A 23,885-nucleotide genomic window follows, 5' to 3' on the forward strand; every position below is an offset into this window, starting at 1 on the left:
CTTGCCAGCGAAGCGCCGCGCGGGCGGCGCACGGTCTTGAGCGCGCCGGTGGATCCAAGGCATGCACCTTCAAGCCCTGATGTAACTTAATGTCAGGTGATTGCCCAACCCCCCGGCACATGCTAGAAACCTGCACACCCATTCAAAAATCGAATCCCACCATGACCCTCAGTCTGAAACCGAATAGATCACTGTTCGACCTCGACCTGCTGCGCGCCATCGTGGTGGTGGCCGACTGCGGCAGCTTCACCACCGCCGCCACCCGCCTGCATTCCACCCAGTCGACCATCAGCCAGAAGGTCCGGCGCCTTGAGGACATGGTCGGCCACCGCCTGCTCGAGCGCGGCAACCGCGAAGTGCTACCCACCGACGCCGGCCAGACCCTGCTCGGCTACGCCCGCCACATGCTCGCGCTCAACGACCAGATGCTTGAAGCCCTGGCCGGCGCCACGGTCGGTGTGACCCTGCGCCTGGGCGTGCCCGAAGACTTCGTTGGCGGGCGCACCACCAACGCGCTGTCGGCATTCAACCGCAAGCACCCGCAGGTCAAGCTCGAAGTCACCAGCGGCCTGTGCCGCGACCTCAGCCAGAGCTACGACAATGGCGAACTCGACCTGGTGCTGCTCAAGCAGCGCCGCAACGGCCGCGAAGGTGTGGCCAGCTGGCCGGAGCAGTTGCGCTGGATCGACAGCGCGAGCAATCCCGCCCTGGCCCTGGACCCGATCCCGCTGGTGACCTTTCCGCCACGCGGGCTGTACCGCGACGAAATCATCAGCGCGGTGGAAAGCCTGGGCCGACGCTGGCGCATCGCATTCACCAGCTCCAGCCTCAGCGGCATCCAGGCGGCCGTGGCGGACGGCATGGGCATCAGCCTGCTGCCGCCACGCGCCGTCACCGCCGAGCACCGCGTGCTCGACGAAAGCGACGGCCTGCCGGTGATCGACAGCTACGAGATCCTGATCCTGCACCGCCAGACCGCGGACCCGATGGTCAAGCAACTCTGTGCAGTGCTGTCCAGGCTGTTGGACCAGTAAACGAAAAAGCCCGCCATCAAGGCGGGCTCTTCTATGCCGTTACAACCTCAACGCTTGGGGTTCAGCGTCAGGTTCACGTTGCGGTTCACATCCTTGTACAGCAGGTAGCGGAACGGGCCAGGGCCGCCCGAGTAGCAAGCCTGCGGGCAGAAGGCGCGCAGCCACATGAAGTCGCCGGCTTCCACTTCGACCCAGTCCTGGTTCAGGCGGTACACCGCCTTGCCTTCCAGCACGTACAGGCCGTGCTCCATCACGTGGGTTTCAGCAAACGGAATGGTGCCGCCCGGCTGGAAGGTCACGATGTTGACGTGCATGTCGTGGCGCATGTCGGCCATGTCGACGAAGCGCGTGGTGACCCAGGCGCCATCGGTGCCCGGCATCGGGATCGGGGTCACGTCCTGCTCGTTGGTGACGAACGCCTGCGGGTGTTCCAGGCCTTCGACTTCCTGGTAGTGCTTGCGAATCCAGTGGAAGGTCACGTTGGCCGCGCTGGTGTTGCGCAGGCTCCACTCGGCGCCCGGCGGAATGAACGCGTAGCCGCCTGGCTTGAGGGTGTACGGCTTGCCCTGCAGGGTGATGTCGACCTGGCCTTCGACCACGAACAGCACCGCTTCAGCGTTCTTGTCCTGCTCGGGGCGCTCGCTGCCGCCTTCAGGGGCGACTTCGACGATGTACTGCGAGAAGGTCTCGGCAAAACCGGACAGCGGGCGGGCGATGACCCACATGCGCATCTTGTCCCAGAAGGGCAGGTGGCTGGTGACGATGTCACGCATCACACCCTTGGGGATCACCGCGTAGGCTTCGGTGAACATGGCACGGTCTGTCAGCATCTCGGTTTGAGCCGGGTGCCCGCCGTGGGGGGCGAAGTAAGTGGTTTTAGACATGGACAGTCTCGATGTTTGTTGTTGTGTCCCCCGGGCCAGCCTGCGGCGGGCGGCCCTGTTCAGGGATTGCACCGCTACGTTATGATCAACCGGCTGCATCCACAAATTAAATGTTGAAATTCATGTCATTCGGTTTGTGAATGGGGTGTCCCCGTCGCTGGCAAGCCAGCGAAGAGGCCAGTTCAGTTACTGGAAGGCGGGGACTACCTGCTCGATGAACAGCTTCAACGACGTCTTCTTCTCTTCATGCGACAACCCGTTGTCACACCAGAAGCTGAATTCGTCCACGCCCAGTTCCTGGTAGTACTTGATCCGCGCAATGATCTGCTCGGGCGTGCCGATCATGGTGTTCTTGTGGATGTTCTCCAGTTCGAACTCCGGCCGCTCGGCGAACTTGGACTCAGGGCTCGGCTCCAGGAAACCATTCACCGGCGTGGTCTTGTTGCCGAACCAGGCATCGAAGGTGCGGTAGAAGCGCGAGATCGCCCTGGCGCCGACCTGCCAGCCTTCAGGGTCATCCTCGGCATGCACGTGGGTGTGACGCAGTACCATCAGTTGCGGGCGCGGCACGTCTGGGTTGTTGTCCAGCGCGGCCTGGAACTTGTTTTTCAGGTCCAGCACCTCTTCATCGCCCTTCATCAGCGGCGTCACCATCACGTTGCAGCCATTGGCCACGGCGAAGTTGTGCGAGTCCGGGTCGCGTGCGGCAATCCACATCGGCGGGTTGGGCTGCTGGATCGGCTTGGGCACGCTGGTGGAGGTGGGGAATTTCCAGATGTCGCCGTCATGCGCATAGTCGCCTTTCCACAGCGCACGCACCACCGGCACCATCTCACGCAACGCCTGGCCGCCGCTGGAAGCGGGCATGCCACCGGCCATGCGGTCGAACTCGACCTGATACGCGCCACGCGCCAGGCCCACTTCCATGCGCCCGTTGCTGATCACGTCCAGCAACGCACACTCGCCGGCTACCCGCAGCGGGTGCCAGAACGGCGCGATGATGGTGCCCGCGCCCAGGTGAATGGTAGTGGTCTTGGCCGCCAGGTACGCCAGCAGCGGCATCGGGCTGGGCGAGATGGTGTATTCCATGGCGTGGTGTTCGCCGATCCACACGGTGCTGAAACCGCCGGCTTCGGCCATGAGGGTCAGTTCGGTCAGGTCTTCGAACAACTGGCGATGGCTGACGCTCTCGTCCCAGCGTTCCATATGCACGAACAACGAAAATTTCATGGCGACTTACCTCGGATCTTTTGTTATCAGCCCCGCCGTGTGCTGGGCGCTACTGGTTTATTGGTATACCATAATATGGAATATCCGCAAACACTTTGTGACAAGGATGCGTGCTAGATGACCATAAAACAAAAACTCACCCTAGCCTTTGCAGTGATCGCAAGCCTGCCGGTGATCCTGGTGGCGGCGTTGATCATTCTCAACGTGCGCGACGAAGCGCGGGCGACGTTCGTCGACAGCAGCGGGCGCGAGATCCGCCAGGTCGACAACGCCATGCAACTGTTCTTCGAAGGTATCAGCCAGAACGTCGCGTACCTGGCCGATCACCCGCAGCTCAAGGGTATCGATGCCAGCCTCAAGCGTTACCTGGCAAGCGACGCGGCCAGTCAGCCGATGGGGGCGCAGGACCAGCAGTTGTTCACGCTGTTCGCCGGCCTTGCCAACAGCCACCGGGCCTACACCTATGTGTCGCTGGGCACCGAGCAGGGCGGTTACGTGTTCTGGCCCGGCGACCCCAACCTTAGCAACTACGACCCGCGCCCCCGGCCCTATTCACGGGGATGCGCAGCGAGTGGCTGACCTGGCGGACTCGACGCGGGGCGATGCGCAGAACCTGACGCAGTTGTCGCAGACGTTGAATCAGCTGGTGAGTCGGTTCAGGACCTGATCGGCCAGCCGGGCAGGCCTCTTCGCTGGCAAGCCAGCTCCCACAGGGCAATCACTGGCCTCAGGGGCAGTGGGGTACCTGTGGCAGCGGGCTTGCCAGCGAATGCAACACTGCAGGATTCGGATCAGGCCACAGCGGGCAACGCCCCCATCTTCCCATTGCAATACACCAGCGGCCCGGTCTCACGCTGCGGCACGATCAGGTTCTTCACCGCTCCCACCATGATCGCGTGATCACCACCTTCATACTCGCGCCACAGCTCGCACTCGATGATCGCCGTGGCATTGGCCAGCAGCGGGTTGCCCAGCTCACTCAGCGTCCACTCGATGCCTTCGGCCTTGTCCTTGCCCTTGCGCGCAAACGCATAGGCCTCCTTCTGCTGCACACCCGACAGCACATGAATCGCAAAGCGCTTGTTCTTGATCAGCACCGGGTACGAATCCGAACTGTAGTTGGGGCAGAACAGCACCAGCGCCGGCTCCATCGACAGCGAACTGAAGGCACTGGCCGTCAGCCCCACCACCTGCCCGTCGTCATCGAGCGTGGTGATCACCGTGACACCGGACGGGAACGAGCCCATGACTTGTTTGTAGACGGCTGCATCGATCATTGGACGATCCTCGAAGTGCGCTGAAGCGGTTTTTATCAGGTTTGTAGGTCTGATGGTATACCGTAATACATTCTTTGCAAGGCCTTTTCGGCCATCTGCGACCAACGCCCTGATTGCCCTGAAAGGCCCGTTCTAACTGGAGGTTAACCGTTTAAGTCGATTATTTGGCTCGAGCAAAAATCGGATCAGCTGCGCATGAAATCACCGGATCAGCCTTGTCAAAGTTTTGGAATACCATAATATGGTCCGCACTTAAGGGCTGCCGCAGAGCGCCCTGGTTTGGCTTCATACAACGATAAAAACAGACAAACTCGAGTTGATGACTATGTCCCAGACGTCACGGCAAGACCCGTTGATCGAGAACCATACGGTCGATTACGTACCGTTGGCGGAGCGCCATGGGAAGGCGCGCGATCTGTTCACCCTGTGGTTCAGTACCAACATCGCGCCACTGCCCATCGTCACCGGTGCGATGGTGGTGCAGGTGTTCCACCTCGACCTGCTGTGGGGGCTGATCGCGATCGTGCTCGGGCACATGCTCGGCGGTATCGTCATCGCCCTGGCGTCGGCCCAGGGCCCGCGCATGGGCATCCCGCAGATGGTGCAGAGCCGTGGCCAGTTCGGCCGCTATGGCGCCCTGCTGATCGTGTTCTTCGCCGCGATCATCTACATCGGCTTCTTCATCTCCAATATCGTGCTGGCGGGCAAGTCGATCGTTGGCGTCGCGCCCTCGGTACCGGTGCCCACCAGCATCCTGATCGGCGCACTGGCGGCCACCGCCATCGGCGTGATCGGCTACCGCTTCATCCATACCCTCAACCGTATCGGTACCTGGGTCATGGGCGGCGCACTGCTGGCGGGCTTTGCCTACATCTTCGCCCACGAGTTGCCGGTGGACTTCTTCACCCGTGGCGGCTTCAACCTGTCGGGCTGGCTGGCCACCGTGTCGCTGGGGATCATCTGGCAGATCAGCTTCTCGCCGTACACGTCCGACTACTCGCGCTACCTGCCGGCCGATATCGGCATTGCACGGCCGTTCCTGGCCACCTACCTGGGTGCGACGCTGGGCACCATCCTGTCATTCGTGTTCGGTGCGGTTGCCGCGCTGGCAACACCGGAAGGCACCGAGGCGATGGCCGCGGTCAAGCAGTCCACCGGCTGGCTGGGGCCGATCCTGATGGTGCTGTTCCTGCTCAACATCATCAGCCACAACGCGTTGAACCTGTATGGCGCGGTGCTCTCGATCATCACCTCGATCCAGACCTTTGCCAGCCAGTGGGTGCCGAGCATCAAGGTGCGCGTGGTGCTGTCGAGCGTGGTGCTGGTGGGGTGCTGCCTGGTGGCGCTGGCGGCCTCGGCCGACTTCATCTCGCAGTTCATCGGCCTGGTGCTGGCGTTTTTGCTGGTGCTGGTGCCGTGGGCGTCGATCAACCTGATCGACTTCTACCTGATCAAGCGCGGCGAGTACGACATCACCTCGATCTTCGCGGCGGATGGCGGGATCTACGGTCGCTTCAATATGCATGCGATCGTGGCCTACTTCATCGGCATCCTGGTGCAGTTGCCGTTCGCCAATACCTCGCTGTATGTGGGCCCGTACGCCAACCTGGTGGAAGGCGCCGACCTGTCGTGGCTGTTCGGGTTGCTGGTGACGTGCCCGCTGTATTACTGCCTGGCCACGCGCAGCAAGCAGCAGGCGCGTGCTGCGGCCAGGCTGGGTTACACCGACTGATCAGTGATCGATTGATTATTGTGCACTATCGCCGTCGGCCGTCGCAGGGTGCATGCCTTGCCGTTCGGCCACGGCGCGCAGGGTCCTGAGCGTCACCACCGGCGCATCGATCACGAACCGATTCGCCAGCCACGCTGGAATATCCCCTGCCGGCTCCGCCTGGAGCTGGTACGTCACTTCGGTGACCCTCTCGCCTTTTGGCACCATGCGCCATTCCCCTTCCAGCTGACGTACACGGATCTGTCCGGGTACGTGCTGCACCATGCCCGGCACGGCGCGCAGGTGGCGCAGCAGCGTGCCGTCGTCCAGGCGTTCGGTCTGTACCTGCAGCACGATATCGCGGGTAGTGGCGGGCCAGGGCAGGGCGGTGCTCAGGTAGACCCAGGTGCTGTCGCCCTCGACCTTTAGCAGGCGCATGTCCGCGCAGGCGTACAGCCATTTGCAGGCCACGCGCAGGTTCTCCTGCAGGTCGACCAGGGTGCGGACATCGGCGTTGATCGTGGCTACGCCGCGAAAGCGCTGGTAGGTGGAGCCGGGCACGTCATCGAGGTAGACCTGGATGCCGTCTTCGTCGTGGGCCAGGTGCCAGGTATCGGCGAGGGTGGGGGTGCAGAGCAGGGCCAGAGAAAGGCAGAGGAATTTCATGAGGGGAAGCTCTGCGGTGAGGGTCCACAGAGCATAGGTGATTTAAGCGCTTCGCCGGCAATGCCGGCGAAGGGGCCCGAACGGCTAGCGCATCAATGCGCTCCAGCCGCCTTGTTCAAGTCACTCTCGGCCCACTCGGTGTACAAGCACGCATCGGCCGTGGCCCAGCGCACCCGTACCTCGTCACCCGCCTTGAGCGGCATGCCCGCCGCCGACAGCGCCTTCACGGTCATCGCCGTACCGCCACTGGTCACCACGCTGCAGGTCTGGCTCTCGCCCAGGAACAACACTTCGGCCACCTTGGCCGATACCTCGTTCCAGCCCGCCGCCAACGGCTCGGCCTGTGCCTGGGCAACACTCAACGCCAAGGCCTTTTCCGGGCGCACCATCAACAGCACGTCCTGATCGTTCTGCAATCCCGAGGTCAGCCGAATCGACAACGTCTGCCCTTCGAATATCGCCACCGCATTGCCCACAGCGCGCAAGCGCAGGAAGTTGGAGTTGCCCAGGAACGAGGCCACGAATGCATTCGGCGGGTTCTGGTACAGGTCATAACCACTGCCCAGCCCGACGATCTTGCCATGGCTGAAGATCGCAATGCGCTGCGACAGGCGCATCGCCTCTTCCTGGTCATGGGTCACGTAGACGATGGTGATGCCCAGGCGCCGGTGCAGCTGGCGCAGTTCGTCCTGCAGGTCTTCACGCAGTTTCTTGTCCAGCGCCCCCAGCGGTTCGTCCATCAGCAGGATGCGCGGCTCGTACACCAGCGCACGGGCAATCGCCACGCGCTGCTGCTGGCCACCGGACAACTGCGAAGGGCGACGATGGGCGAACGACTCCAGTTGCACCAGCTTGAGCATCGCCTCCACCCGGCGAGCACGCTCGGCCGCCGCCAGCTTGCGAATGGCCAGCGGGAAGGCGATGTTGTCGCGCACCGACAGGTGCGGGAACAGCGAGTAACGCTGGAACACCATGCCGATGTCACGCTTGTGCGGTGGCACGTTGACCAGCGACTGGCCATTGACCAGGATCTCGCCGCTGCTGGGGGTTTCGAACCCGGCCAGCATCGACAGCGTGGTGCTCTTGCCCGAGCCGCTGGAGCCCAGGAAGGTCAGGAACTCGCCGTCCTGGATGTCCAGCGAGATGTTGTCCACGGCAGCAAAGTCGCCGTAGTGCTTGTTCAGGTTGCGCAGGCTCACCAGGGGCGGGTTGCCTGGTTGCTGCGCTGGGTCTTTGATCACGGCACTCATGTCGTATTCCTCGGCGCTCAGGCGCTGGTTTCAGTGCGCCGGCGCAGGGCAGCGGCAATAATCATCACCAGCACCGACAGGCCGATCAGCAACGTCGACGCGACGGCGATCACCGGGGTCAGGTCCTGGCGCAGGGTGGTCCACATCTTTACCGGCAGGGTCTGCAGCGTCGGGCTGGCCATCATCACGCTCAGCACCACCTCGTCCCACGACACCAGGAACGCAAACAGCGCACCGGCCACCATCCCCGGGCGTATCGCCGGGAAGGTCACCTTGAACACTGCCTGCAAACGCGAGGCACCGCAGATCACCGCCGCATCCTCGATCGACTGGTCGAACAGCTTGAGCGAGTTGATGATCGAGATGATGGTGAAGGGCAGGGCGACGATCACGTGGCTGACCACGAAAGCGAACATCGTGCCGGTGTAGCCGAGCTTGAGAAACAGTGCGTACACCGCTACCGCGATGATCACCAGTGGCACGATCATCGGCAGGGTGAACAGCCCGTAGAGCATCTCGCGCCCCGGGAAGCGCCCGCGCACCAGCGCGAAGGCAGTCGGCAGGCCCAGCGCCACCGCACACACGGTGGTCAGCACGGCGACCTTGAGGCTGGCCATGGCCGCGCTCATCCAGTCGGGGTTGGAGAAGAACTGCCCGTACCATTTGAGCGTCCAGCCCGGTGGCGGGAACACCAGCCACTGGGACGAACCGAACGACAGCAGCACGATGAACACGATCGGCAGCAGCAGGAAAAGGCCGATCAACCCGGTGGTGGCGTACAGGCCGAAACGCATGCGCCGGCTCATCGCATTGGGAGTCAGGAGCATGAGCGCTTACCTCGCGTTACTGGCGCCAACCGGGGATTCCGGTTGAAGCTTCAGGTAGAAGTAGAACAGCACCAGGGTGATCACGATCAGCAACGCGGCGCCGGCACTGGCCAGGCCCCAGTTGAGGAACGATTGCACCTGCTGGATGATGAACTCCGGCAGCATCATGTTCTGCGCCCCGCCCAGCAGCGCCGGGGTGACGTAGTAACCGAGCGACATCACGAACACCATCAGCCCGCCCGAGAACAGCCCCGGCCGGCACAGCGGCAGGAACACCCGGAAGAAGTTGGTCCACGGGCTGGCGCCACAGATGGAGCCGGCCTGCAGGATCATCGGGTCGATGGCCTGCATGGTCGCCTGCAGCGGCAGCACGATGAACGGGATCATGATGTAGCTCATGCCGATCACCACGCCCGTGAGGTTGTGCACCATCTCCAGCGGCTGGTCGATGATGCCCATGGCCATCAGCGCCTTGTTGATCACCCCGGAAGCCTGCAGCAGTACCAGCCAGGAGTAGGTGCGCGCCAGCAGGCTGGTCCACATCGACAGCAGCACGATGTTGAGGATCCAGCGGCCCCAGCCACGCGGTACCAGGGTGATCGCCCAGGCCAGCGGGAAGCCCAGCAGCAGGCTGAACAGGGTCACCAGGCCGGCCACCGAGAAGGTGTTGAGCAGCACCCGCGCATACGCCGAGTTGGCGAACAGCTGTTCGTAGTTGCCCAGCCCCGGCACCGGTTCCAGCACGCCGCGCAGCAGCAGGCCGATCAGCGGGGCGAGGAAGAACAGGCCGAGGAACAGCAGCGCCGGCAGCAGGTTGCCGGCGCCGCGCCAGCGCTGCGCCAGGGACGGTGTGGTAGGGGCGGCCGGGCCGGCAGTGCCAGCGGCGCTCCCGGTCGGGCCTGGGTGACGGGATGGGGTCGCCGCCATTTTTATTTGACCAGCCATTCGTTCCACCGTGTCGCGATGGCCGGACCGTTCTTGGCCCAGTACGCGAAGTCGAGAGTGATCTGATCCTTGGCGTAAGCCGTTGGCAGGTTAGGCGCCAGCACCGAGTCCAGGCGCGCCACGCTGTCGAGGTTGACCGGGGCGTAGGCGGTCAGGTTGGAGAAGTCGGCCTGACCCTTGGCACTGCTGGCATTGGCCAGGAACTTCATCGCCGCGTCCTTGTTTTTCGCGCCCTTGGGGATGACCAGGAAATCGGCCATGACCAGGTTCTGCTTCCAGCTCACGCCCACCGGCGCGCCGTCCTGTTGCAGGGCGTAGATGCGACCGTTCCAGAACTGCCCAAGGCTGGCTTCACCCGAGGCCAGCAGTTGCTGGGATTGCGCGCCGCCGCCCCACCACACGATGTCTTTCTTGATGGTGTCGAGCTTCTTGAAGGCGCGGTCCAGGTCCAGCGGGTAGAGCTTGTCGGCGGCTACGCCGTCGGCCAGCAGGGCCAGTTCCAGCACGCCCGGGCTGGGCCATTTGTACAGCGCACGCTTGCCAGGGAAGGTCTTGGTGTCGAACAGCGCGCTCCAGTCCACCGGCTTGCTGGCGCCCAGCTTGCCTTCGTTGTAGCCGAGCACGAAGGAGAAGAAGAACGAGCCCACGCCGTGGTCGGAGACGAAACGCGGGTCGAGCTTGTCGCGTTGGATGGTGTTGAAGTCCAGGGGTTCGAGCAGGCCTTCGGCGGCGGCGCGCAAGGCAAAGTCTGCCTCCACGTCGACCACGTCCCACTGCACGTTGCCGCTCTCGACCATGGCCTTGAGCTTGCCGTAGTCGGTGGGGCCGTCCTGCACCACGGTGATACCGCTGCTCTTCGTGAACGGATCGGCCCAGGCCTGCTTCTGCGCATCCTGGGTGCTGCCGCCCCAGCTGACGAAGTTGACGCTCTCGGCTGCCGACACGACGGTGCTGGCTGCCGTGAGCAGGCCGGCGACCAGTAATGCCGTTGCACGTTTTTTCAACACCATGTTCACGCCCTCATTTGTTGTGTTTTTGAGCGGGCTGTTGTCGCCCGCCTATCGGGAGCAGTAGGTCCTAACGGCGACCGTGCCAGGGGCTGTTGTTGTGCCGTCCCTGGCGGGCGCCGCTGGTAAAAATGTTCGGTCTACGGAATATCATATTATGGTATTCCAAGCATTGTGCAAGCACTTTGCCGTACCGGTTATCCGGCCAGTCAAGTGTCAGCCTGGCGCGGTTTTACCGGATCAGGCAGAAAACGGAATACTTTCAACCACCTCCAGGTTGTAGCCGGTCAGGCCAGCGTATTTGAGCGGCGGGCCCAGGTGGCGCAGCTTGCCTACGCCCAGGTCTTGCAGTATCTGTGCCCCGGTGCCCACCTCCGAATAGATGCGCGACTGCGAGCGGCTGTACTGGCGCGGTGGCTGGGTAAGCTGCGGTACGCGCTCAAGCAGCGCCTGGGAGGATTCATGGTTGGCCAGCACCACCACCACGCCATGGCCGTGCTCGGCGACTTTCTGCAGCGCCGCCCACAGCGTCCAGTTGCTGGGGCCGTTGTACTCGGCGCCGACCAGGTCGCGCAGCGGGTCGATCACGTGCACGCGTACCAGGGTGGGCTCTTCGGGGCGCAGGGTGCCCATTACCATGGCCATGTGCACGCCGCCTTCGATGCGGTCTTCATAGGTGACCAGGCGGAAAGTGCCGTGCACCGTCGGCAGTTCGCGTTCGCCGATGCGCGCCACGGTGTGCTCGGTGCTCAGGCGGTAATGGATGAGGTCGGCGATGGTGCCGATCTTGATGCCATGGCGGCGCGCGAACACTTCCAGGTCCGGGCGCCGGGCCATGGTGCCGTCATCGTTCATCACTTCGACGATCACCGAGGCCGGGGTGAAGCCGGCCAGGCGTGCCAGGTCGCAGCCGGCCTCGGTGTGCCCGGCGCGGGTCAGTACGCCGCCTTCCTTGGCCCGCAGCGGGAAGATATGCCCCGGTTGCACCAGGTCATCCGAGCCGGCATCGGCGGCTACCGCGGCGGCCACGGTGCGCGCACGGTCGGCGGCTGAAATGCCGGTGGTGACACCGCTGGCTGCTTCGATAGATACCGTGAAGGCGGTGCTGAACACGCTGCCGTTGCTGGGTACCATCTGCTCCAGGCCCAGGCGCTGGCAGTGCTCGTCGGTCAGGGTCAGGCAGATCAGCCCACGCGCCTCGCGGGCCATGAAGCTGATGGCCTGGGCATCGCAACAGTCGGCGGCCAGCAGCAGGTCGCCCTCGTTTTCGCGGTCCTCGTCGTCGACCAGCAAGACCATCTTGCCCTGGCGGTAGTCTTCAATGATTTCTTCGATGCTGTTGAAGGCCATGGTGCAGTGCTCGTGTTGGAAAAATTATGGTATACCATAATACATAACAACTGAGGAGGTGCGAATGAAGGCTTACTGGATTGCCCACGTAGACGTCAGCGATGCCGATGCCTACAGCCAATACACATCGCGTGCGCCAGCGGCGTTCGTCAAATACGGCGGGCGCTTTCTGGCCCGTGGCGGCAAGAGCCAGGCGCTGGAAGGGCGCGACACCCCGCAGCGCAGCGTGGTCATCGAGTTCGATTCGTACGACCAGGCCGTGGCCTGCTACCACTCGCCCGAGTACCAGCACGCCAAGAGCCACCGCGCAGGCGTGGCACGCGCTGAGGTCATTATCGTCGAGGGTTTCGACGCGTGAGGGCGGCGGCGATCAGCGGATGAAGTGGATCTTGCCGGTGTCGTCGCTGCCGATGTAGATGCCGTACACCCCGGCCTGGCGTTCCTCGATGTAGCGCTCGAGGATCTGCCGGATCGCCGGGTAGTAGATGGTGTCCCACGGGATGTCTTCAGGGGCGAAGAATTGGTAGGCGAGGGTTTCCGGGCCGAACAGGCCGGTGACTTCCAGCGCGGTGGCGCGGTAGATGATGTACACCTCGCTGATCGCCGGCACGCTGAAGATCGAGTAGGGCGAGTGGATCTCGGCGCGCACGCCGCTCTCTTCCCACACCTCGCGCAGGGCCGCCTGCTCGGTGGTCTCGTTGGCTTCCATGAAGCCGGCCGGCAGGGTCCAGGTGCCGGGGCGCGGCGGGATGGCGCGCTGGCACAAAAGGTACTTGCCGTCCTGCTCGATGATGCAGCCGGCAATGATCTTGGGGTTGATGTAGTGGATGTAGCCGCAGCCGCCGCACATCAGGCGCTCATGGGTATCGCCCGGCGGTTGGCGGCGATCGAGGTCGCTGCCGCCGCAGCTGGGGCAAAAGCGCGGGGCGGCCATGGTCAGCGGCCTATGCGCGGTTCTTTGAGGGCGATGGGGGCGGTGATCTCGGGGATCTGGCCGGCGTCTTCCTGCTTGCGCTTGAGGTACTCCAGGGCCACCTTGGCGGCGGCGCGTACGTGGTCGACCGACGCCTGGTGCGCGGCCAGCGGGTCGCCGCTCTTGATCGCGGCGACGATGCGTTCCATTTCCTGGTTGCTGGTGCCGCGGCGGTTCTCCTGCGAGACCGAGGTGGCGCGCAGGTAGCTGATGCGCGCCTGCAACTGGCGCAGCTGGGTGGCTGCCACGTGGTTGCCGGAGCCTTCGAGCAGCACGTCGTAGAAGCCCTGTACCGAGTCGATCACCTGCTGCAGCTCGCCTTCGGTGAGCGCCTTGCGGTTCTCTTCCAGGGCTTTTTCCAGGGCCTTGATGTCCTTGGCCTTGGCGCGCAGGGTGAACAGCTGCACGATCAGGCCTTCGAGCACACAGCGCAGCTCGTAGATATCGCCGGCGTCTTCGAGCGTGATGATGGCCACCCGTGGGCCCTTGGCATCGGCGAACTCCACCAGGCCTTCGGACTCCAGGTGACGCAGCGCTTCACGCACCGAGGTGCGGCTTACGCCAAGACGGTCGCACAGGTCGCGTTCAACCAGGCGATCGCCTGGCAGGAGCTGGAAATTCATGATGGCGCTTCGCAGTTTATCCAGCACGATTTCGCGCAGGGTAACGGGGTTGCGGTTGACCTTGAAGCTGTCGTCGAGTGGCAGGCGTTTCATGGGTTCTGCTCTGAGTGGGCTGTCCTGGCGACAAGAGCAGCCCAGGTTTAACTGGAGGCCTCTGCATCGGCTTCGGCGAAGGCTTCGCGGGCAAGCCGGAAGCTGTCTACGGCGGCGGGTACACCGCAGTAAATGCCGACCTGAAGCAGAATTTCGCGTATTTGTTCACGGCTGAGCCCATTACGCAATGCGCCACGTACGTGCAGCTTGAGTTCATGGGGCCGATTGAGGGCCGAAATCATGGCCAAGTTTATCATGCTGCGCTCTTTAAGCGACAAACCCTCACGGCCCCATACGTGGCCCCAGCAGTACTCGGTGACCATCTCCTGCAGGGGGCGGGTGAAGTCGTCGGCATTCTCGATCGACCGTTGCACGTAGGCCTCGCCCAGCACCTGGGTGCGGATCGCCAGGCCTTTTTCGTATTTCTCGTTGCTCATGTCGGCTCCCTGAATAAAAAAGGGGCCGCTACCGAGGGGGGTAGCGCACGGCCCCGTAAAAAGTTGTCAGGCCAGGGTGGGCAGCGCGCCCAGCTTGCCCTTGTGGTACACCATCGGCGTGACCGCCTGCTCGGGCAGGATCAGGTGCTTCACTGCGCCGACGATGATCGCGTGATCGCCGCCGTCGTACTCACGCCACAGCTCGCACTCGATGATCGCGGTGGCCTTGGCCAGCAGCGGGTTGCCCAGCTCGCTCAGGTGCCACTCGATGCCCTTGGCCTTGTCTTTGCCCTTGCCGGCGAAGGCGTAGGCCTCGGCGGTCTGGTCGGCCGACAGCAGGTGGATCGCAAACTGCTTGCTGTCACGCAGGATCGGGTAGGTGTCGGAGGCATAGTTGGGGCAGAACAGCACCAGCGCCGGGTCGATCGACAGCGCGCTGAACGCGCTGGCGGTGATGCCGACGATCTCGCCGTCCGGGTCCAGGGTGGTGACCACCGTGACACCGGACGGGAAGGAGCCCATGACTTCTTTGTAAATGCCGGGTTCGATCATTGTTCAGGTCTCCTATCGCATCACGAACGGGTCGGGCATGGGCGCTTGCGAGAGGTTGATCCACACCGTCTTGAGTTCGGTATAGGCCAGCACCGAATCGATGCCGCTCTCGCGACCGTAGCCGCTGTTCTTGAAACCGCCGATCGGGGCCATGGCCGAGACCGCACGGTAAGTATTGACCCAGATGATCCCCGAGCGCACGTCACGGGCCAGGCGGTGGGCACGGCCCAGGTCGCGGGTCCAGATGCCGGCCGCCAGGCCGAACTGCGAGTCGTTGGCGATGGCCAGCGCCTGGGCCTCGTCCTTGAAGCGGATCACCGAGGCCACCGGGCCGAATACTTCTTCCTGCATGATCTTCATCGAGTTGCTGTCGCACTCGAACAGGGTCGGCTCGTAGAACCAGCCGCTGCCGATGTCCGCACGCTTGCCGCCCATGCGCAGGCGCGCACCTTCGGCCAGCGCGTCGGCGACCAGGCCTTCGACCACGGCCAGTTGCTGCGCGGTGGCCATCGGGCCCATCTCGCTGCTGTCGTCCTGCGGGTTGCCGATACGGATGCGCTGGGCGCGTTCGACCAGGCGTTCGACGAATTCGTCGTAGATCTCGTCCTGTACCAGCAGGCGCGAGCCCGATACGCAGCTTTGCCCGGAAGCGGCATAGATACCGGCGATGGCGCCATTGATCGCGCTGTCCAGGTCGGCATCGGCAAAGATGATGTTGGGCGACTTGCCGCCCAGCTCCAGCGACAGCTTGGCGAAGTTCTCGGCGCTGCTGCGCACCACATGGCGCGCGGTGGCCGCGCCGCCGGTGAAGGCGATCTTGCGTACCAGCGGGTGGCGGGTCAGGGCGGCGCCGGTGCTGGGGCCGTAGCCGGTCACCACGTTGACCACACCGGCCGGGATGCCCGCTTCAAGGGCCAGGCGTGCCAGTTCCAGAAGGGTTGCCGAAGCGTGTTCGGATGGCTTGAGCACGATGGTGTTGCCGGCCGCCAGGGCCGGGGCCAGCTTGATCGCGGTCAGGTACAGCGGGCTGTTCCAGGGGATGATCCCGGCCACCACGCCCATCGGCTCGTGCACGGTGTAGGCGAACAGGTCGGGCTTGTCCAGCGGCAGGGTACCGCCTTCGAGCTTGTCGGCAAGGCCTGCGGTGTAGTGGAAAAACTCTGGCAGGTAGCCGACCTGGCCGCGGGTTTCGCGGATCAGCTTGCCGTTGTCACGGCTTTCCAGCTGGGCCAGGTGCTCCTTGTTCTCGGCGATCAGGTCGCCCAGGCGGCGCAGCAGTTTGCCCCGTGCGGTGGCGCTCAGGCCACGCCAGGCCGGGTTTTCGAAGGCGGCCTGGGCGGCCTGCACGGCGCGCTCCACATCCTCTTCGCCGGCATCGGGCAGCACCGCCCAGGGTTCGGCCAGGGCCGGGTTGAGGCTTTCGAAGGTCTTGCCGCTGAGGGCATCGACCCATTGGCCGTCGATGCACATCTGGAAGCGTGCGAGTGTCATGCCACAATCCCCTTGATCAGCTGTTGTTTCTGCGCGTTGTCGAGGAAGCTCAGCAGCACCTGGTTGACCAGGCGAGGCGACTCTACCGGCATCATATGCCGTTGCTCCTCAAGGATCGCCACCTGGGCGCCCGGAATGCGCTCGGCCAACTGCCGGGCCATCTGCGGGGTCGAGCCCGGGTCCAGCTCGCCGGTGGCGATCAGCGTCGGCACCTGGATGCTGCCCAGGTCGTCGGCGCGGTACATGTCTTGTGTGGCGAACAGTTCATAGGTGGTCAGGTAGCCCTGCGGATCGTTGCCGGCCAGGGTCTGGCGGATGGCGGCGATCTGCGCCGGGTTGGCCGCCTGGTACTCGCGGCTGAACCAGCGCGACAGGGCGGCTTCGGCATTCGCGTCGGGCCCGTGTTCGGCGGCCTGGGCGGTGCGGGCGATCACGCCTTCACGCTGCTCGGGGCTGCGGTTGAACACGCTGTTGAGCACCACCAGCCCTTGCAGGCGCTCGGGATAGTGCAGGGCGAAGGCGCGCGCCACCAGGCCGCCCATGGAAAAGCCGATCACCGTGGCGTGCGGCACTTGCAGGTGCTCCAGCAGCTCCAGCAACTGGTCGGCGTAGCCGAGCAGGCCGGTGCCGGGGGCCGGGCGCGGGCTGTCGCCGTGGCCGAGCATGTCGTAGGCGACCACGCGGTAGTGCGTGGCCAGGCCGACGATCTGCCCGCCCCACATTTCTTTGTTCAGGCCCACGCCGTGGATCAAGACCACGGTCTGGCCTTGGCCGGTCGCCAGGTAACTGGTGCCAGCCGGGGTGCGTTCAGCGGTGAGCCGAATCATGGAGCGCTCCTGCAATGCCGTTGTTGTTATTACTGGGCTTTTTCGGCAGCCAGTTCTTCCAGATCGATGTAGCGGTTACCGATGCGCGGGTGCAGGCGGCCACCGTCGGCGCACCCCAGTACCACGACGATTTCGTCGGCACGCGGGGCGTCTTCGATCTTCATTTCCAGGGTGATGTAGTGCGAGCGCAGGCCTTCGTCGTCCTTGTGCATCATCGGGATCTGGATCGAGGTGCCCGGGCCGCCGCGCTTGTTGGTGAAGCTCAGGTAGCTCTTGGCCTTGACCGCTTCACGGTAATGGTTGCCGAAGCGCAGGGTGTGGATCACCGCCGAGGCGTGTTCGATCTCGCCGTCGGCGCCCACCACGGCAGCCTTGCCGTAGGCTTGGATCTTGTCGGCGCCGCCGATGATGCCCACCAGGCGTTCGACCATCAGTGCACCCAGGTCGGAGCAGTTGGCGCGGATCTCGGGCTTGAGGTCGTCGACGAAACCGTTCAGCCATGGGTTCTTGATCACCACTGCCAGGCCCACCATGGTCACCGGCTTGTCGGCGGCCTTGCCGCCCTCGATGAAGGTTTCTTCGACATAGCTGACGATCTTGCGAATTTCGAAACTCATGAGCTGCTCCGTCTGAGGGATAAGGGGTCTGTGCGTATGATGGTATACCATAATATTGCTAGCGCAAGTCCCCCCGGTGAGTTTGTCGAGGTGGCAGGCGACAGATGGCGCGGCGCGCGCTACAGCTGTGCGGCGCCTGTAGCGTCTGATGCAACACCTGTAGCGTTGCGGGCCTGCTGGCCATAGGCCGGGGGAGGGCCGCGAAGGCCCGTGATTACGGGGTAGTGACGTTTCCGGCGGCAACTGGCATGGCGGTTGCGATGAGTGGGAGGCGCAGCGCGAAGATTGCGCCACTAATAAGAACAGGACACTCCCATGAGACAGACTGGCCTAGCCTCGCTTCCCCTCAAAACCCTTGCTGTCGCCGTGCTGCTGAGCCTGGTGGGCCCGGCGCTGGCTGCGGACATCCCGGCCAACGTGGATGGCGCGCGCATCATCGCCGCCGACAAGGAGCCCGGTAACTGGATGAGTACCGGGCGCACCTACGACGAACAGCGCTACAGCCCGCTCAAGCAGATCAGTGACAAGAACGTCGGCCAGCTGGGCCTGGCCTGGAGCTACAAACTCGACCTGGACCGTGGCGTGGAAGCCACCCCCATCGTGGTCGACGGGGTGATGTACACCACCGGGCCGTTCTCGGTGGTGTATGCGCTGGATGCGCGCAACGGCAAGCTGATCTGGAAGTACGACCCGCAATCGGACCGCAACCGCGCCGGCGAAGCCTGCTGCGATGCGGTCAACCGCGGCGTGGCGGTGTGGAAGGGCAAGGTCTACGTGGGCGTGCTCGACGGGCGCCTGGAGGCCATCGACGCCAAGACCGGCCAGCGTGCCTGGTCGGTGGATACCCGCGCCGACCACAAGCGCAGCTACACCATTACCGGCGCACCACGGGTGGTCAACGGCAAGGTGGTGATCGGCAACGGCGGTGCCGAGTTCGGCGTGCGCGGCTATGTCACTGCTTATGACGCCGAGACCGGCAAGGAAGCCTGGCGCTTCTACACAGTGCCGGGCGACCCGAAGCTGCCGCCCGAAGGCAAGGGCATGGAAATCGCCGCCAAGACCTGGTTCGGCGATGCCTACGTGGAGCAGGGGGGCGGGGGTACCGCGTGGGACTCGTTCGCCTACGACCCGGAGCTGAACCTGCTGTACATCGGCGTGGGCAACGGCTCGCTGTGGGACCCCAAGTGGCGCAGCCAGGCCAAGGGCGACAACCTGTTCCTGTCGTCCATCGTGGCGGTCAACGCCGACACCGGCGAATACGTGTGGCACTACCAGACCACCCCGGGCGACGCCTGGGACTACACCGCCACCCAGCACATGATCCTGGCCGAGCTGCCGATCGACGGCAAGCCGCGCAAGGTGCTGATGCAGGCGCCCAAGAACGGCTTCTTTTATGTGATCGACCGTGCCACCGGCGAGCTGCTGTCGGCCAAGGGTATCGTGCCGCAGAGCTGGACCAAGGGCATGGACATGAAGACCGGCCGGCCGATCGTGGATGAAGACAACGCTGCCTACTGGAAGAACGGCAAGCGCAACCTGGTGACCCCGGCGTTCTGGGGCGCGCACGACTGGCAGCCGATGTCCTACAACCCGAATACGGGGCTGGTGTACATCCCGGCGCACATCATGTCGGCCTACTACGAGCACATTCCCGAGGCGCCCAAGCGCAACCCGTTCAAGAGCATGTACCAGCTGGGCCTGCGCACCGGCATGATGCCCGAGGGCGCCGAGGGCCTGCTGGAAATGGCCAAGGGCTGGTCGGGCAAGCTGATCGCCTGGGACCCGGTCAAGCAGCAGCCGGCCTGGGAAGTGCCCTACGTGACCATCTTCAACGGCGGCACCCTGAGCACCGCCGGCAACCTGGTGTTCGAGGGCAGCGCCGACGGGCGCGTGATCGCCTATGCCGCCGACACCGGCGACAAACTGTGGGAGCAACCGGCCGCCAGCGGGGTGATGGCGGCGCCCGTCACCTACAGCGTCGACGGCGAGCAGTACGTGACCTTCATGGCCGGTTGGGGCGGTGCGTTCTCCACCTTTGCCGGTGCCTTGTCGCTGCGTGCCGGTGTGCAGCCGTTCTCCCAGGTGCTGACCTACAAGCTGGGCGGTACGGCCAAGCTGCAAGAGCCCGCGCCACGCCCGGATGCGCCACCGCCACCGGCACTGAGCAACGACACCGCCTCGATCGAGGCCGGCGCCAAGCTGTATGACGGCTACTGCTCGCAGTGCCACGGCATCCATGCGGTCAGCGGCGGCGTGCTGCCGGACCTGCGCAAGCTCACCCCGGAAAAACACCAGATGTTCCTCGGCATCCTCTTTGGTGGTCGCGTGCCGGACGGCATGCCGTCGTTCGCCGAAGCCTTCACCCCCGAGCAGGTCGACCAGATCCACCAGTACCTGATCAAGCGCGCCCACGACCTCAAGCACGAAGGCGATACCTGGAAGCAGTTCAGCGCCCAATCATCCAATTGAAGAGTCATCCAATTGAAAAGAGAGATTCACCCATGAGTGACGCCATCTACCAGAACTACATCGCCAACGCGTTCGTCGACAGCGAGGCGCTGATCGAGGTGCACAACCCGGCCAACGGGCAGTTGCTGGGGCGCGTGCCGCAGGCCAGCGATGCCCAGGTCGAGCAGGCCATCGCCGCCGCGCGTCAGGCGCAGAAGGGCTGGGCCACGCGCCCGGCCATCGAGCGCGCCGGCTACCTGCGCAAGATCGCCAGCAAGGTGCGCGACAACGCCGAGCGCCTGGCGCGCATCATCACCGCCGAGCAGGGCAAGGTGCTCGGCCTGGCCCTGGTCGAAGTGAACTTCACCGCCGACTACCTCGACTACATGGCCGAGTGGGCGCGACGGCTGGAGGGCGAGGTGCTGACCAGCGACCGCGCGGGTGAGAGCATCTTTTTGCTGCGCAAGCCCTTGGGCGTGGTGGCCGGCATCCTGCCGTGGAACTTCCCGTTCTTTTTGATCGCCCGCAAGATGGCGCCGGCCCTGCTTACGGGTAACACCATCGTGATCAAGCCGAGTGAAGAGACGCCGCTCAACTGCTTCGAATTCGCCCGCCTGGTGGCCGAGACCGACCTGCCCAGCGGCGTGTTCAACGTGGTGTGCGGTACCGGGGCGACGGTGGGGCAGCGCCTGACCAGCCATGCCGGCATCGACCTGATCAGCTTTACCGGCAGCGTCGGCACGGGGTCGCGGATCATGGCTGCGGCGGCGCCGAACATCACCAAGCTCAACCTGGAGCTGGGCGGCAAGGCGCCGGCCATCGTGCTGGGCGATGCCGACCTGGAGCTGGCGGTCAAGTCGATTACGGCATCGCGGGTGATCAACACCGGGCAGGTGTGCAACTGTGCCGAGCGGGTGTATGTGCAGCGCGAGGTGGCGGATGAGTTCACCGACAAGCTGGCCAGTGCCATGGCCGCGACCCGTTATGGTGATCCGCTGGCCGAGGCCGACCTGGACATGGGGCCGTTGATCAATCAGGCGGCGTTGGACAAGGTCGGGCAAATGGTGCGCACGGCCACCGGGCAGGGCGCGCAGTTGGTGACCGGTGGTGCGGTGGCGGATCGCGGGCAGGGCTTTCACTATCAGCCGACCGTGTTGGCGGGGTGTTCGGCCGACATGGAGATCATGCGCAAGGAGATCTTCGGGCCGGTGCTGCCGATCCAGATCGTCGACAGCCTGGAGGAGGCCATTGCGCTGGCCAATGACAGTGAGTACGGGCTGACCTCATCGCTGTACACACGCAGCCTGAGCGCGGCGATGCATGCCAGCAACGCGCTGGATTTTGGCGAGACCTACATCAACCGCGAGAACTTCGAGGCGATGCAGGGCTTCCATGCCGGTACGCGCAAGTCGGGGATCGGCGGGGCAGATGGCAAGCATGGGTTGTATGAGTACACGCATACGCATGTGGTCTACATCCAGATCTGATGCCTAGCTAGCCTGTCCCGGCCTCTTCGCTGGCAAGCCAGCTCCCACAGGTTTTTTGTGCGCACCGCCAAACCCTGTGGGAGCTGGCTTGCCAGCGAAAGGGCCGGTGAAGCTGGCCCAAACATCACTCACAACCGATCATTCGGCTGCACCACCCCATACTTCTTCATCTGCCGATACAAGGTCGAGCGCGCTACCCCCAGCTCACCTGCCACCGCACTGATGTTCCAGCGATGGCGACGCAGCACCTCCAGCAACGCGCCCGCCGGGTCCTGCGTGTCGATGCGCAGCGGCGCACTGCGCTCCATCTGCAGCACCTCAGCCGGCAAGCACTCCACATCGATCACCCCATCCTCGGCCAACGCCACCGCATAGCGCAGGGCATTGAGCAACTGACGGATATTGCCCGGCCACGCATGCGCATGCAGGCACTGGCGCGCCTGCTCGGTCAGCCGCGCACCGGCCCCCTGGGCCTGCAGCAACTGTTCGATCAACACCCCCCGATCACTGCGCTCGCGCAGCGCCGGCAAGGCCAGGCTCATGCCGCCCAACCGATAGTACAGATCCTCGCGAAAGCGTTTCTCGCCAATCATCGCGTGCAAGTCCTGGTGCGTCGCCGACACCACCTGCACATCCAGCGCCACCGGCGCCTGCGCGCCAATCGGGAAGATCTCGCGCTCGGCCAGCACGCGTAGCAGGCGCGTCTGCAGGTGCGCCGGCATGTCGCCGATCTCGTCCAGAAACAGCGTGCCCCCCGCCGCCAGTTCCAGCTTGCCCTTCATGCCTTTCTTGTCGGCCCCGGTAAAACTGCCGCCGCGGTAACCGAACAGCTCGCTCTCGATCAGTGTCTCGGGGATCGCCGCGCAATTGAGTGCGATAAACGGCCCCGAGCGCCGCGCGCTGGCCTGGTGAATGGCGCGGGCGAACGCCTCCTTGCCGGTGCCGGTCTCGCCGGTGATCAGGATCGGCAGGTCCTTGTCGATCACCTTGCGCACCCGCTGCACCGCCTGCTGCAGGCGTGCATCGTCGCCGGCCAGTTGCTGCAGGTCCGGGTGGCTGTTGCGTGCCACGGGCCTGGCCGGGGCAGGGCGGTGGCGCTGCGACGGGATGCGCAGGCCGACATCGAGCAAGGCCTGGTCCTGCTGCCCGCGCAGGCGCACGCCGCGCGCGCCGCCCTGGGTCAGGTGCAGCAGTTCATCCACCGAGGTCGGCAGCAGGCGCTCGATACCTGTACCCAGCAGCGGCGCGGTGTCGCGCTGGTGAGCAACGAAGGTGGCGCGGTTGGCGCCGATGATGCGGCCGTTGTCATCCAGCGCCAGCAACTGTTCGTTGGCCAGGTCGGCGATGTCGTCGATGGGCTTGAGCGACAGGGTCAGGCGGTCGCGGTAGCACTCGCGAAAGTGCGCGTTCTCGATCAGACGCGCGTACAGGATCACCAGTTGCAGGGTCAGGTACTGCGCCTCCTTGGGCCCGTTGCTGTTCAGGCAGGTGGCGTTCAGGCAGCCGCGCAGCAGGCCCTGGGCGTCGAAGATCGGTGCCACCGAGCAGCTCAGGCGAAAGTTGGAGGCCAGGAAGTGTTCTTCGCGGTGGATGATCAGCGGTTGCGCTGCGGCCAGGGTGGTGCCGATGCCGTTGGTGCCGGCGATCGACTCGTCCCAGCGCGCGCCCACCACCAGCCCCGCCTGGGTGTACACCTGGCTGGCCTCGGGCAGGCGGGTGTCGAGGGTGATGCCGTGCTCGTCACTCAGCAGCACCGCAAAGCCTGCCGGTACCACGCGTTTGGCCAGGCCGCTGACGCCCTGGCTGGCGATGGCCAGGTACTGCTGGTGCTGTTGCTGGTGGCGACGGATATCGTCGGCGTCCAGCACATGGGTGCGGCCGGCGGCGCCGGGGTCGAGGCGGTGCTCGACCACGCTGCGGTACCACGACTGCGCGATGACAGGGTCCGGGCGGATGCCGCGTTCGGGGAAGTGGTCGTCGACGAAGGCTGCGAGTTCGCTCGGGCTGGTCTGCGTGTGCTGCATGCTGGGCTCCCATCGACCGAGGCGCGCGCCGGGGCAGTGCTCGGTCGTCTTGTTGTCTCGGGGCCAGGGGCGGGCACCGATCTGTGCCTACCTTAGTCGCTGCGGTGGGAATTTTCAGCTATTAGTGAACGG

Annotated in this window: 22 protein-coding genes and 1 pseudogene; 6 read left to right on the plus strand and 17 right to left on the minus strand. The window is 64.4% G+C overall.

Annotated features, from left to right (window positions below; translation table 11 throughout):
• Window positions 1-161: 161 nt before the first annotated feature.
• On the plus strand, window positions 162-1,034 hold the full coding sequence (locus KUO17_RS07330; protein WP_217974642.1) for a LysR substrate-binding domain-containing protein: 873 nt from the start codon (window positions 162-164) through the stop codon (window positions 1,032-1,034).
• Window positions 1,035-1,081: 47 nt separating this feature from the next.
• Here the strand turns inward: KUO17_RS07330 and KUO17_RS07335 are convergent, their stop codons facing one another.
• On the minus strand, window positions 1,082-1,918 hold the full coding sequence (locus KUO17_RS07335) for a bifunctional allantoicase/(S)-ureidoglycine aminohydrolase (RefSeq protein ID WP_217974644.1): 837 nt from the start codon (window positions 1,916-1,918) through the stop codon (window positions 1,082-1,084).
• 186 nt (window positions 1,919-2,104) lie between these two features.
• Window positions 2,105-3,148, minus strand: coding sequence for an LLM class flavin-dependent oxidoreductase (locus KUO17_RS07340; RefSeq protein ID WP_217974646.1), 1,044 nt, complete (start codon window positions 3,146-3,148; stop codon window positions 2,105-2,107).
• 117 nt (window positions 3,149-3,265) lie between these two features.
• Here KUO17_RS07340 and KUO17_RS07345 point away from each other — a divergent pair.
• A pseudogene (locus KUO17_RS07345) lies at window positions 3,266-3,721 on the plus strand (methyl-accepting chemotaxis protein); the annotation flags it as partial.
• Between the two features lie 218 nt (window positions 3,722-3,939).
• Here the strand turns inward: KUO17_RS07345 and KUO17_RS07350 are convergent.
• Window positions 3,940-4,425, minus strand: coding sequence for a flavin reductase family protein (locus tag KUO17_RS07350; protein WP_217974648.1), 486 nt, complete (start codon window positions 4,423-4,425; stop codon window positions 3,940-3,942).
• Window positions 4,426-4,750: 325 nt separating this feature from the next.
• Between KUO17_RS07350 and KUO17_RS07355 the strand changes: the two genes are divergently transcribed.
• Complete coding sequence (locus tag KUO17_RS07355) at window positions 4,751-6,157, plus strand: purine-cytosine permease family protein (protein WP_217974650.1); 1,407 nt, start codon at window positions 4,751-4,753, stop codon at window positions 6,155-6,157.
• 15 nt (window positions 6,158-6,172) lie between these two features.
• Here the strand turns inward: KUO17_RS07355 and KUO17_RS07360 are convergent, their stop codons facing one another.
• The 6 genes from KUO17_RS07360 to ribBA form a co-directional block, all read right to left on the minus strand.
• Window positions 6,173-6,802 (minus strand): START domain-containing protein, encoded by a 630-nt coding sequence (locus tag KUO17_RS07360; protein ID WP_217974652.1) that lies wholly within the window; start codon window positions 6,800-6,802, stop codon window positions 6,173-6,175.
• 92 nt (window positions 6,803-6,894) lie between these two features.
• A complete protein-coding gene (locus KUO17_RS07365; RefSeq protein ID WP_217974654.1) occupies window positions 6,895-8,052 on the minus strand; it encodes an ABC transporter ATP-binding protein in 1,158 nt (385 codons plus the stop codon).
• A gap of 17 nt (window positions 8,053-8,069) precedes the next feature.
• Window positions 8,070-8,879 (minus strand): ABC transporter permease, encoded by an 810-nt coding sequence (locus KUO17_RS07370; protein WP_217974656.1) that lies wholly within the window; start codon window positions 8,877-8,879, stop codon window positions 8,070-8,072.
• Between the two features lie 6 nt (window positions 8,880-8,885).
• The gene (locus KUO17_RS07375; RefSeq protein ID WP_217974658.1) at window positions 8,886-9,824 is read right to left on the minus strand and encodes an ABC transporter permease; all 939 of its coding nucleotides are present in this window, start codon (window positions 9,822-9,824) and stop codon (window positions 8,886-8,888) included.
• Window positions 9,809-10,834 (minus strand): ABC transporter substrate-binding protein, encoded by a 1,026-nt coding sequence (locus KUO17_RS07380; RefSeq protein ID WP_217974660.1) that lies wholly within the window; start codon window positions 10,832-10,834, stop codon window positions 9,809-9,811. Before KUO17_RS07380 ends, KUO17_RS07375 begins: the two co-directional genes overlap by 16 nt.
• Before the next feature lie 237 nt (window positions 10,835-11,071).
• Window positions 11,072-12,181, minus strand: a complete 1,110-nt coding sequence (gene ribBA, locus KUO17_RS07385) for a bifunctional 3,4-dihydroxy-2-butanone-4-phosphate synthase/GTP cyclohydrolase II (protein ID WP_217974662.1) — start codon at window positions 12,179-12,181, stop codon at window positions 11,072-11,074.
• Between the two features lie 64 nt (window positions 12,182-12,245).
• On the opposite strand from ribBA, the gene KUO17_RS07390 reads away from it, so the two are divergent.
• Window positions 12,246-12,539, plus strand: coding sequence for a DUF1330 domain-containing protein (locus KUO17_RS07390; RefSeq protein WP_217974664.1), 294 nt, complete (start codon window positions 12,246-12,248; stop codon window positions 12,537-12,539).
• Window positions 12,540-12,551: 12 nt separating this feature from the next.
• Here the strand turns inward: KUO17_RS07390 and KUO17_RS07395 are convergent, their stop codons facing one another.
• The 7 genes from KUO17_RS07395 to KUO17_RS07425 all read right to left on the minus strand — a co-directional run bounded on the left by KUO17_RS07395 (window position 12,552) and on the right by KUO17_RS07425 (window position 17,794).
• Window positions 12,552-13,115: an NUDIX hydrolase gene (locus tag KUO17_RS07395; protein WP_217974666.1), complete on the minus strand. Its 564-nt coding sequence runs from the start codon at window positions 13,113-13,115 to the stop codon at window positions 12,552-12,554.
• Window positions 13,116-13,117: 2 nt separating this feature from the next.
• Complete coding sequence (locus KUO17_RS07400) at window positions 13,118-13,870, minus strand: GntR family transcriptional regulator (protein WP_217974668.1); 753 nt, start codon at window positions 13,868-13,870, stop codon at window positions 13,118-13,120.
• A gap of 47 nt (window positions 13,871-13,917) precedes the next feature.
• Complete coding sequence (locus KUO17_RS07405; protein WP_217974671.1) at window positions 13,918-14,307, minus strand: carboxymuconolactone decarboxylase family protein; 390 nt, start codon at window positions 14,305-14,307, stop codon at window positions 13,918-13,920.
• A gap of 66 nt (window positions 14,308-14,373) precedes the next feature.
• Entirely contained in the window at window positions 14,374-14,859 is a 486-nt protein-coding gene (locus KUO17_RS07410; RefSeq protein ID WP_163946788.1) for a flavin reductase family protein, read from the minus strand.
• Window positions 14,860-14,871: 12 nt separating this feature from the next.
• Entirely contained in the window at window positions 14,872-16,350 is a 1,479-nt protein-coding gene (locus tag KUO17_RS07415) for an aldehyde dehydrogenase (protein ID WP_217974673.1), read from the minus strand.
• Complete coding sequence (locus KUO17_RS07420) at window positions 16,347-17,177, minus strand: alpha/beta fold hydrolase (RefSeq protein ID WP_217974675.1); 831 nt, start codon at window positions 17,175-17,177, stop codon at window positions 16,347-16,349. The genes KUO17_RS07415 and KUO17_RS07420 overlap by 4 nt, the downstream gene beginning before the upstream one ends.
• Window positions 17,178-17,206: 29 nt before the next feature.
• Window positions 17,207-17,794, minus strand: a complete 588-nt coding sequence (locus KUO17_RS07425; protein ID WP_217974677.1) for an amino acid synthesis family protein — start codon at window positions 17,792-17,794, stop codon at window positions 17,207-17,209.
• 315 nt (window positions 17,795-18,109) lie between these two features.
• Here KUO17_RS07425 and KUO17_RS07430 point away from each other — a divergent pair, with 315 nt between their 5' ends.
• Entirely contained in the window at window positions 18,110-20,263 is a 2,154-nt protein-coding gene (locus KUO17_RS07430; RefSeq protein ID WP_217974679.1) for a PQQ-dependent dehydrogenase, methanol/ethanol family, read from the plus strand.
• A gap of 32 nt (window positions 20,264-20,295) precedes the next feature.
• Window positions 20,296-21,729, plus strand: coding sequence for an aldehyde dehydrogenase (gene aldA, locus KUO17_RS07435; RefSeq protein WP_217974681.1), 1,434 nt, complete (start codon window positions 20,296-20,298; stop codon window positions 21,727-21,729).
• A gap of 128 nt (window positions 21,730-21,857) precedes the next feature.
• Here the strand turns inward: aldA and KUO17_RS07440 are convergent, their stop codons facing one another.
• The gene (locus KUO17_RS07440) at window positions 21,858-23,753 is read right to left on the minus strand and encodes a sigma-54-dependent Fis family transcriptional regulator (RefSeq protein WP_217974683.1); all 1,896 of its coding nucleotides are present in this window, start codon (window positions 23,751-23,753) and stop codon (window positions 21,858-21,860) included.
• Window positions 23,754-23,885: the final 132 nt, after the last annotated feature.

It is taken from the genome of Pseudomonas aegrilactucae, from assembly GCF_019168305.1.
GTDB lineage: Bacteria > Pseudomonadota > Gammaproteobacteria > Pseudomonadales > Pseudomonadaceae > Aquipseudomonas > Aquipseudomonas aegrilactucae.

Coding starts and splice junctions, on each gene's coding strand:
- KUO17_RS07330 (WP_217974642.1), top strand. CDS start 162: ATGACCCTCAGTCTGAAACCGAATAGATCACTGTTCGACCTCGACCTG.
- KUO17_RS07335 (WP_217974644.1), bottom strand. CDS start 1,918: ATGTCTAAAACCACTTACTTCGCCCCCCACGGCGGGCACCCGGCTCAA.
- KUO17_RS07340 (WP_217974646.1), bottom strand. CDS start 3,148: ATGAAATTTTCGTTGTTCGTGCATATGGAACGCTGGGACGAGAGCGTC.
- KUO17_RS07350 (WP_217974648.1), bottom strand. CDS start 4,425: ATGATCGATGCAGCCGTCTACAAACAAGTCATGGGCTCGTTCCCGTCC.
- KUO17_RS07355 (WP_217974650.1), top strand. CDS start 4,751: ATGTCCCAGACGTCACGGCAAGACCCGTTGATCGAGAACCATACGGTC.
- KUO17_RS07360 (WP_217974652.1), bottom strand. CDS start 6,802: ATGAAATTCCTCTGCCTTTCTCTGGCCCTGCTCTGCACCCCCACCCTC.
- KUO17_RS07365 (WP_217974654.1), bottom strand. CDS start 8,052: ATGAGTGCCGTGATCAAAGACCCAGCGCAGCAACCAGGCAACCCGCCC.
- KUO17_RS07370 (WP_217974656.1), bottom strand. CDS start 8,879: ATGCTCCTGACTCCCAATGCGATGAGCCGGCGCATGCGTTTCGGCCTG.
- KUO17_RS07375 (WP_217974658.1), bottom strand. CDS start 9,824: ATGGCTGGTCAAATAAAAATGGCGGCGACCCCATCCCGTCACCCAGGC.
- KUO17_RS07380 (WP_217974660.1), bottom strand. CDS start 10,834: ATGGTGTTGAAAAAACGTGCAACGGCATTACTGGTCGCCGGCCTGCTC.
- ribBA (WP_217974662.1), bottom strand. CDS start 12,181: ATGGCCTTCAACAGCATCGAAGAAATCATTGAAGACTACCGCCAGGGC.
- KUO17_RS07390 (WP_217974664.1), top strand. CDS start 12,246: ATGAAGGCTTACTGGATTGCCCACGTAGACGTCAGCGATGCCGATGCC.
- KUO17_RS07395 (WP_217974666.1), bottom strand. CDS start 13,115: ATGGCCGCCCCGCGCTTTTGCCCCAGCTGCGGCGGCAGCGACCTCGAT.
- KUO17_RS07400 (WP_217974668.1), bottom strand. CDS start 13,870: ATGAAACGCCTGCCACTCGACGACAGCTTCAAGGTCAACCGCAACCCC.
- KUO17_RS07405 (WP_217974671.1), bottom strand. CDS start 14,307: ATGAGCAACGAGAAATACGAAAAAGGCCTGGCGATCCGCACCCAGGTG.
- KUO17_RS07410 (WP_163946788.1), bottom strand. CDS start 14,859: ATGATCGAACCCGGCATTTACAAAGAAGTCATGGGCTCCTTCCCGTCC.
- KUO17_RS07415 (WP_217974673.1), bottom strand. CDS start 16,350: ATGACACTCGCACGCTTCCAGATGTGCATCGACGGCCAATGGGTCGAT.
- KUO17_RS07420 (WP_217974675.1), bottom strand. CDS start 17,177: ATGATTCGGCTCACCGCTGAACGCACCCCGGCTGGCACCAGTTACCTG.
- KUO17_RS07425 (WP_217974677.1), bottom strand. CDS start 17,794: ATGAGTTTCGAAATTCGCAAGATCGTCAGCTATGTCGAAGAAACCTTC.
- KUO17_RS07430 (WP_217974679.1), top strand. CDS start 18,110: ATGAGACAGACTGGCCTAGCCTCGCTTCCCCTCAAAACCCTTGCTGTC.
- aldA (WP_217974681.1), top strand. CDS start 20,296: ATGAGTGACGCCATCTACCAGAACTACATCGCCAACGCGTTCGTCGAC.
- KUO17_RS07440 (WP_217974683.1), bottom strand. CDS start 23,753: ATGCAGCACACGCAGACCAGCCCGAGCGAACTCGCAGCCTTCGTCGAC.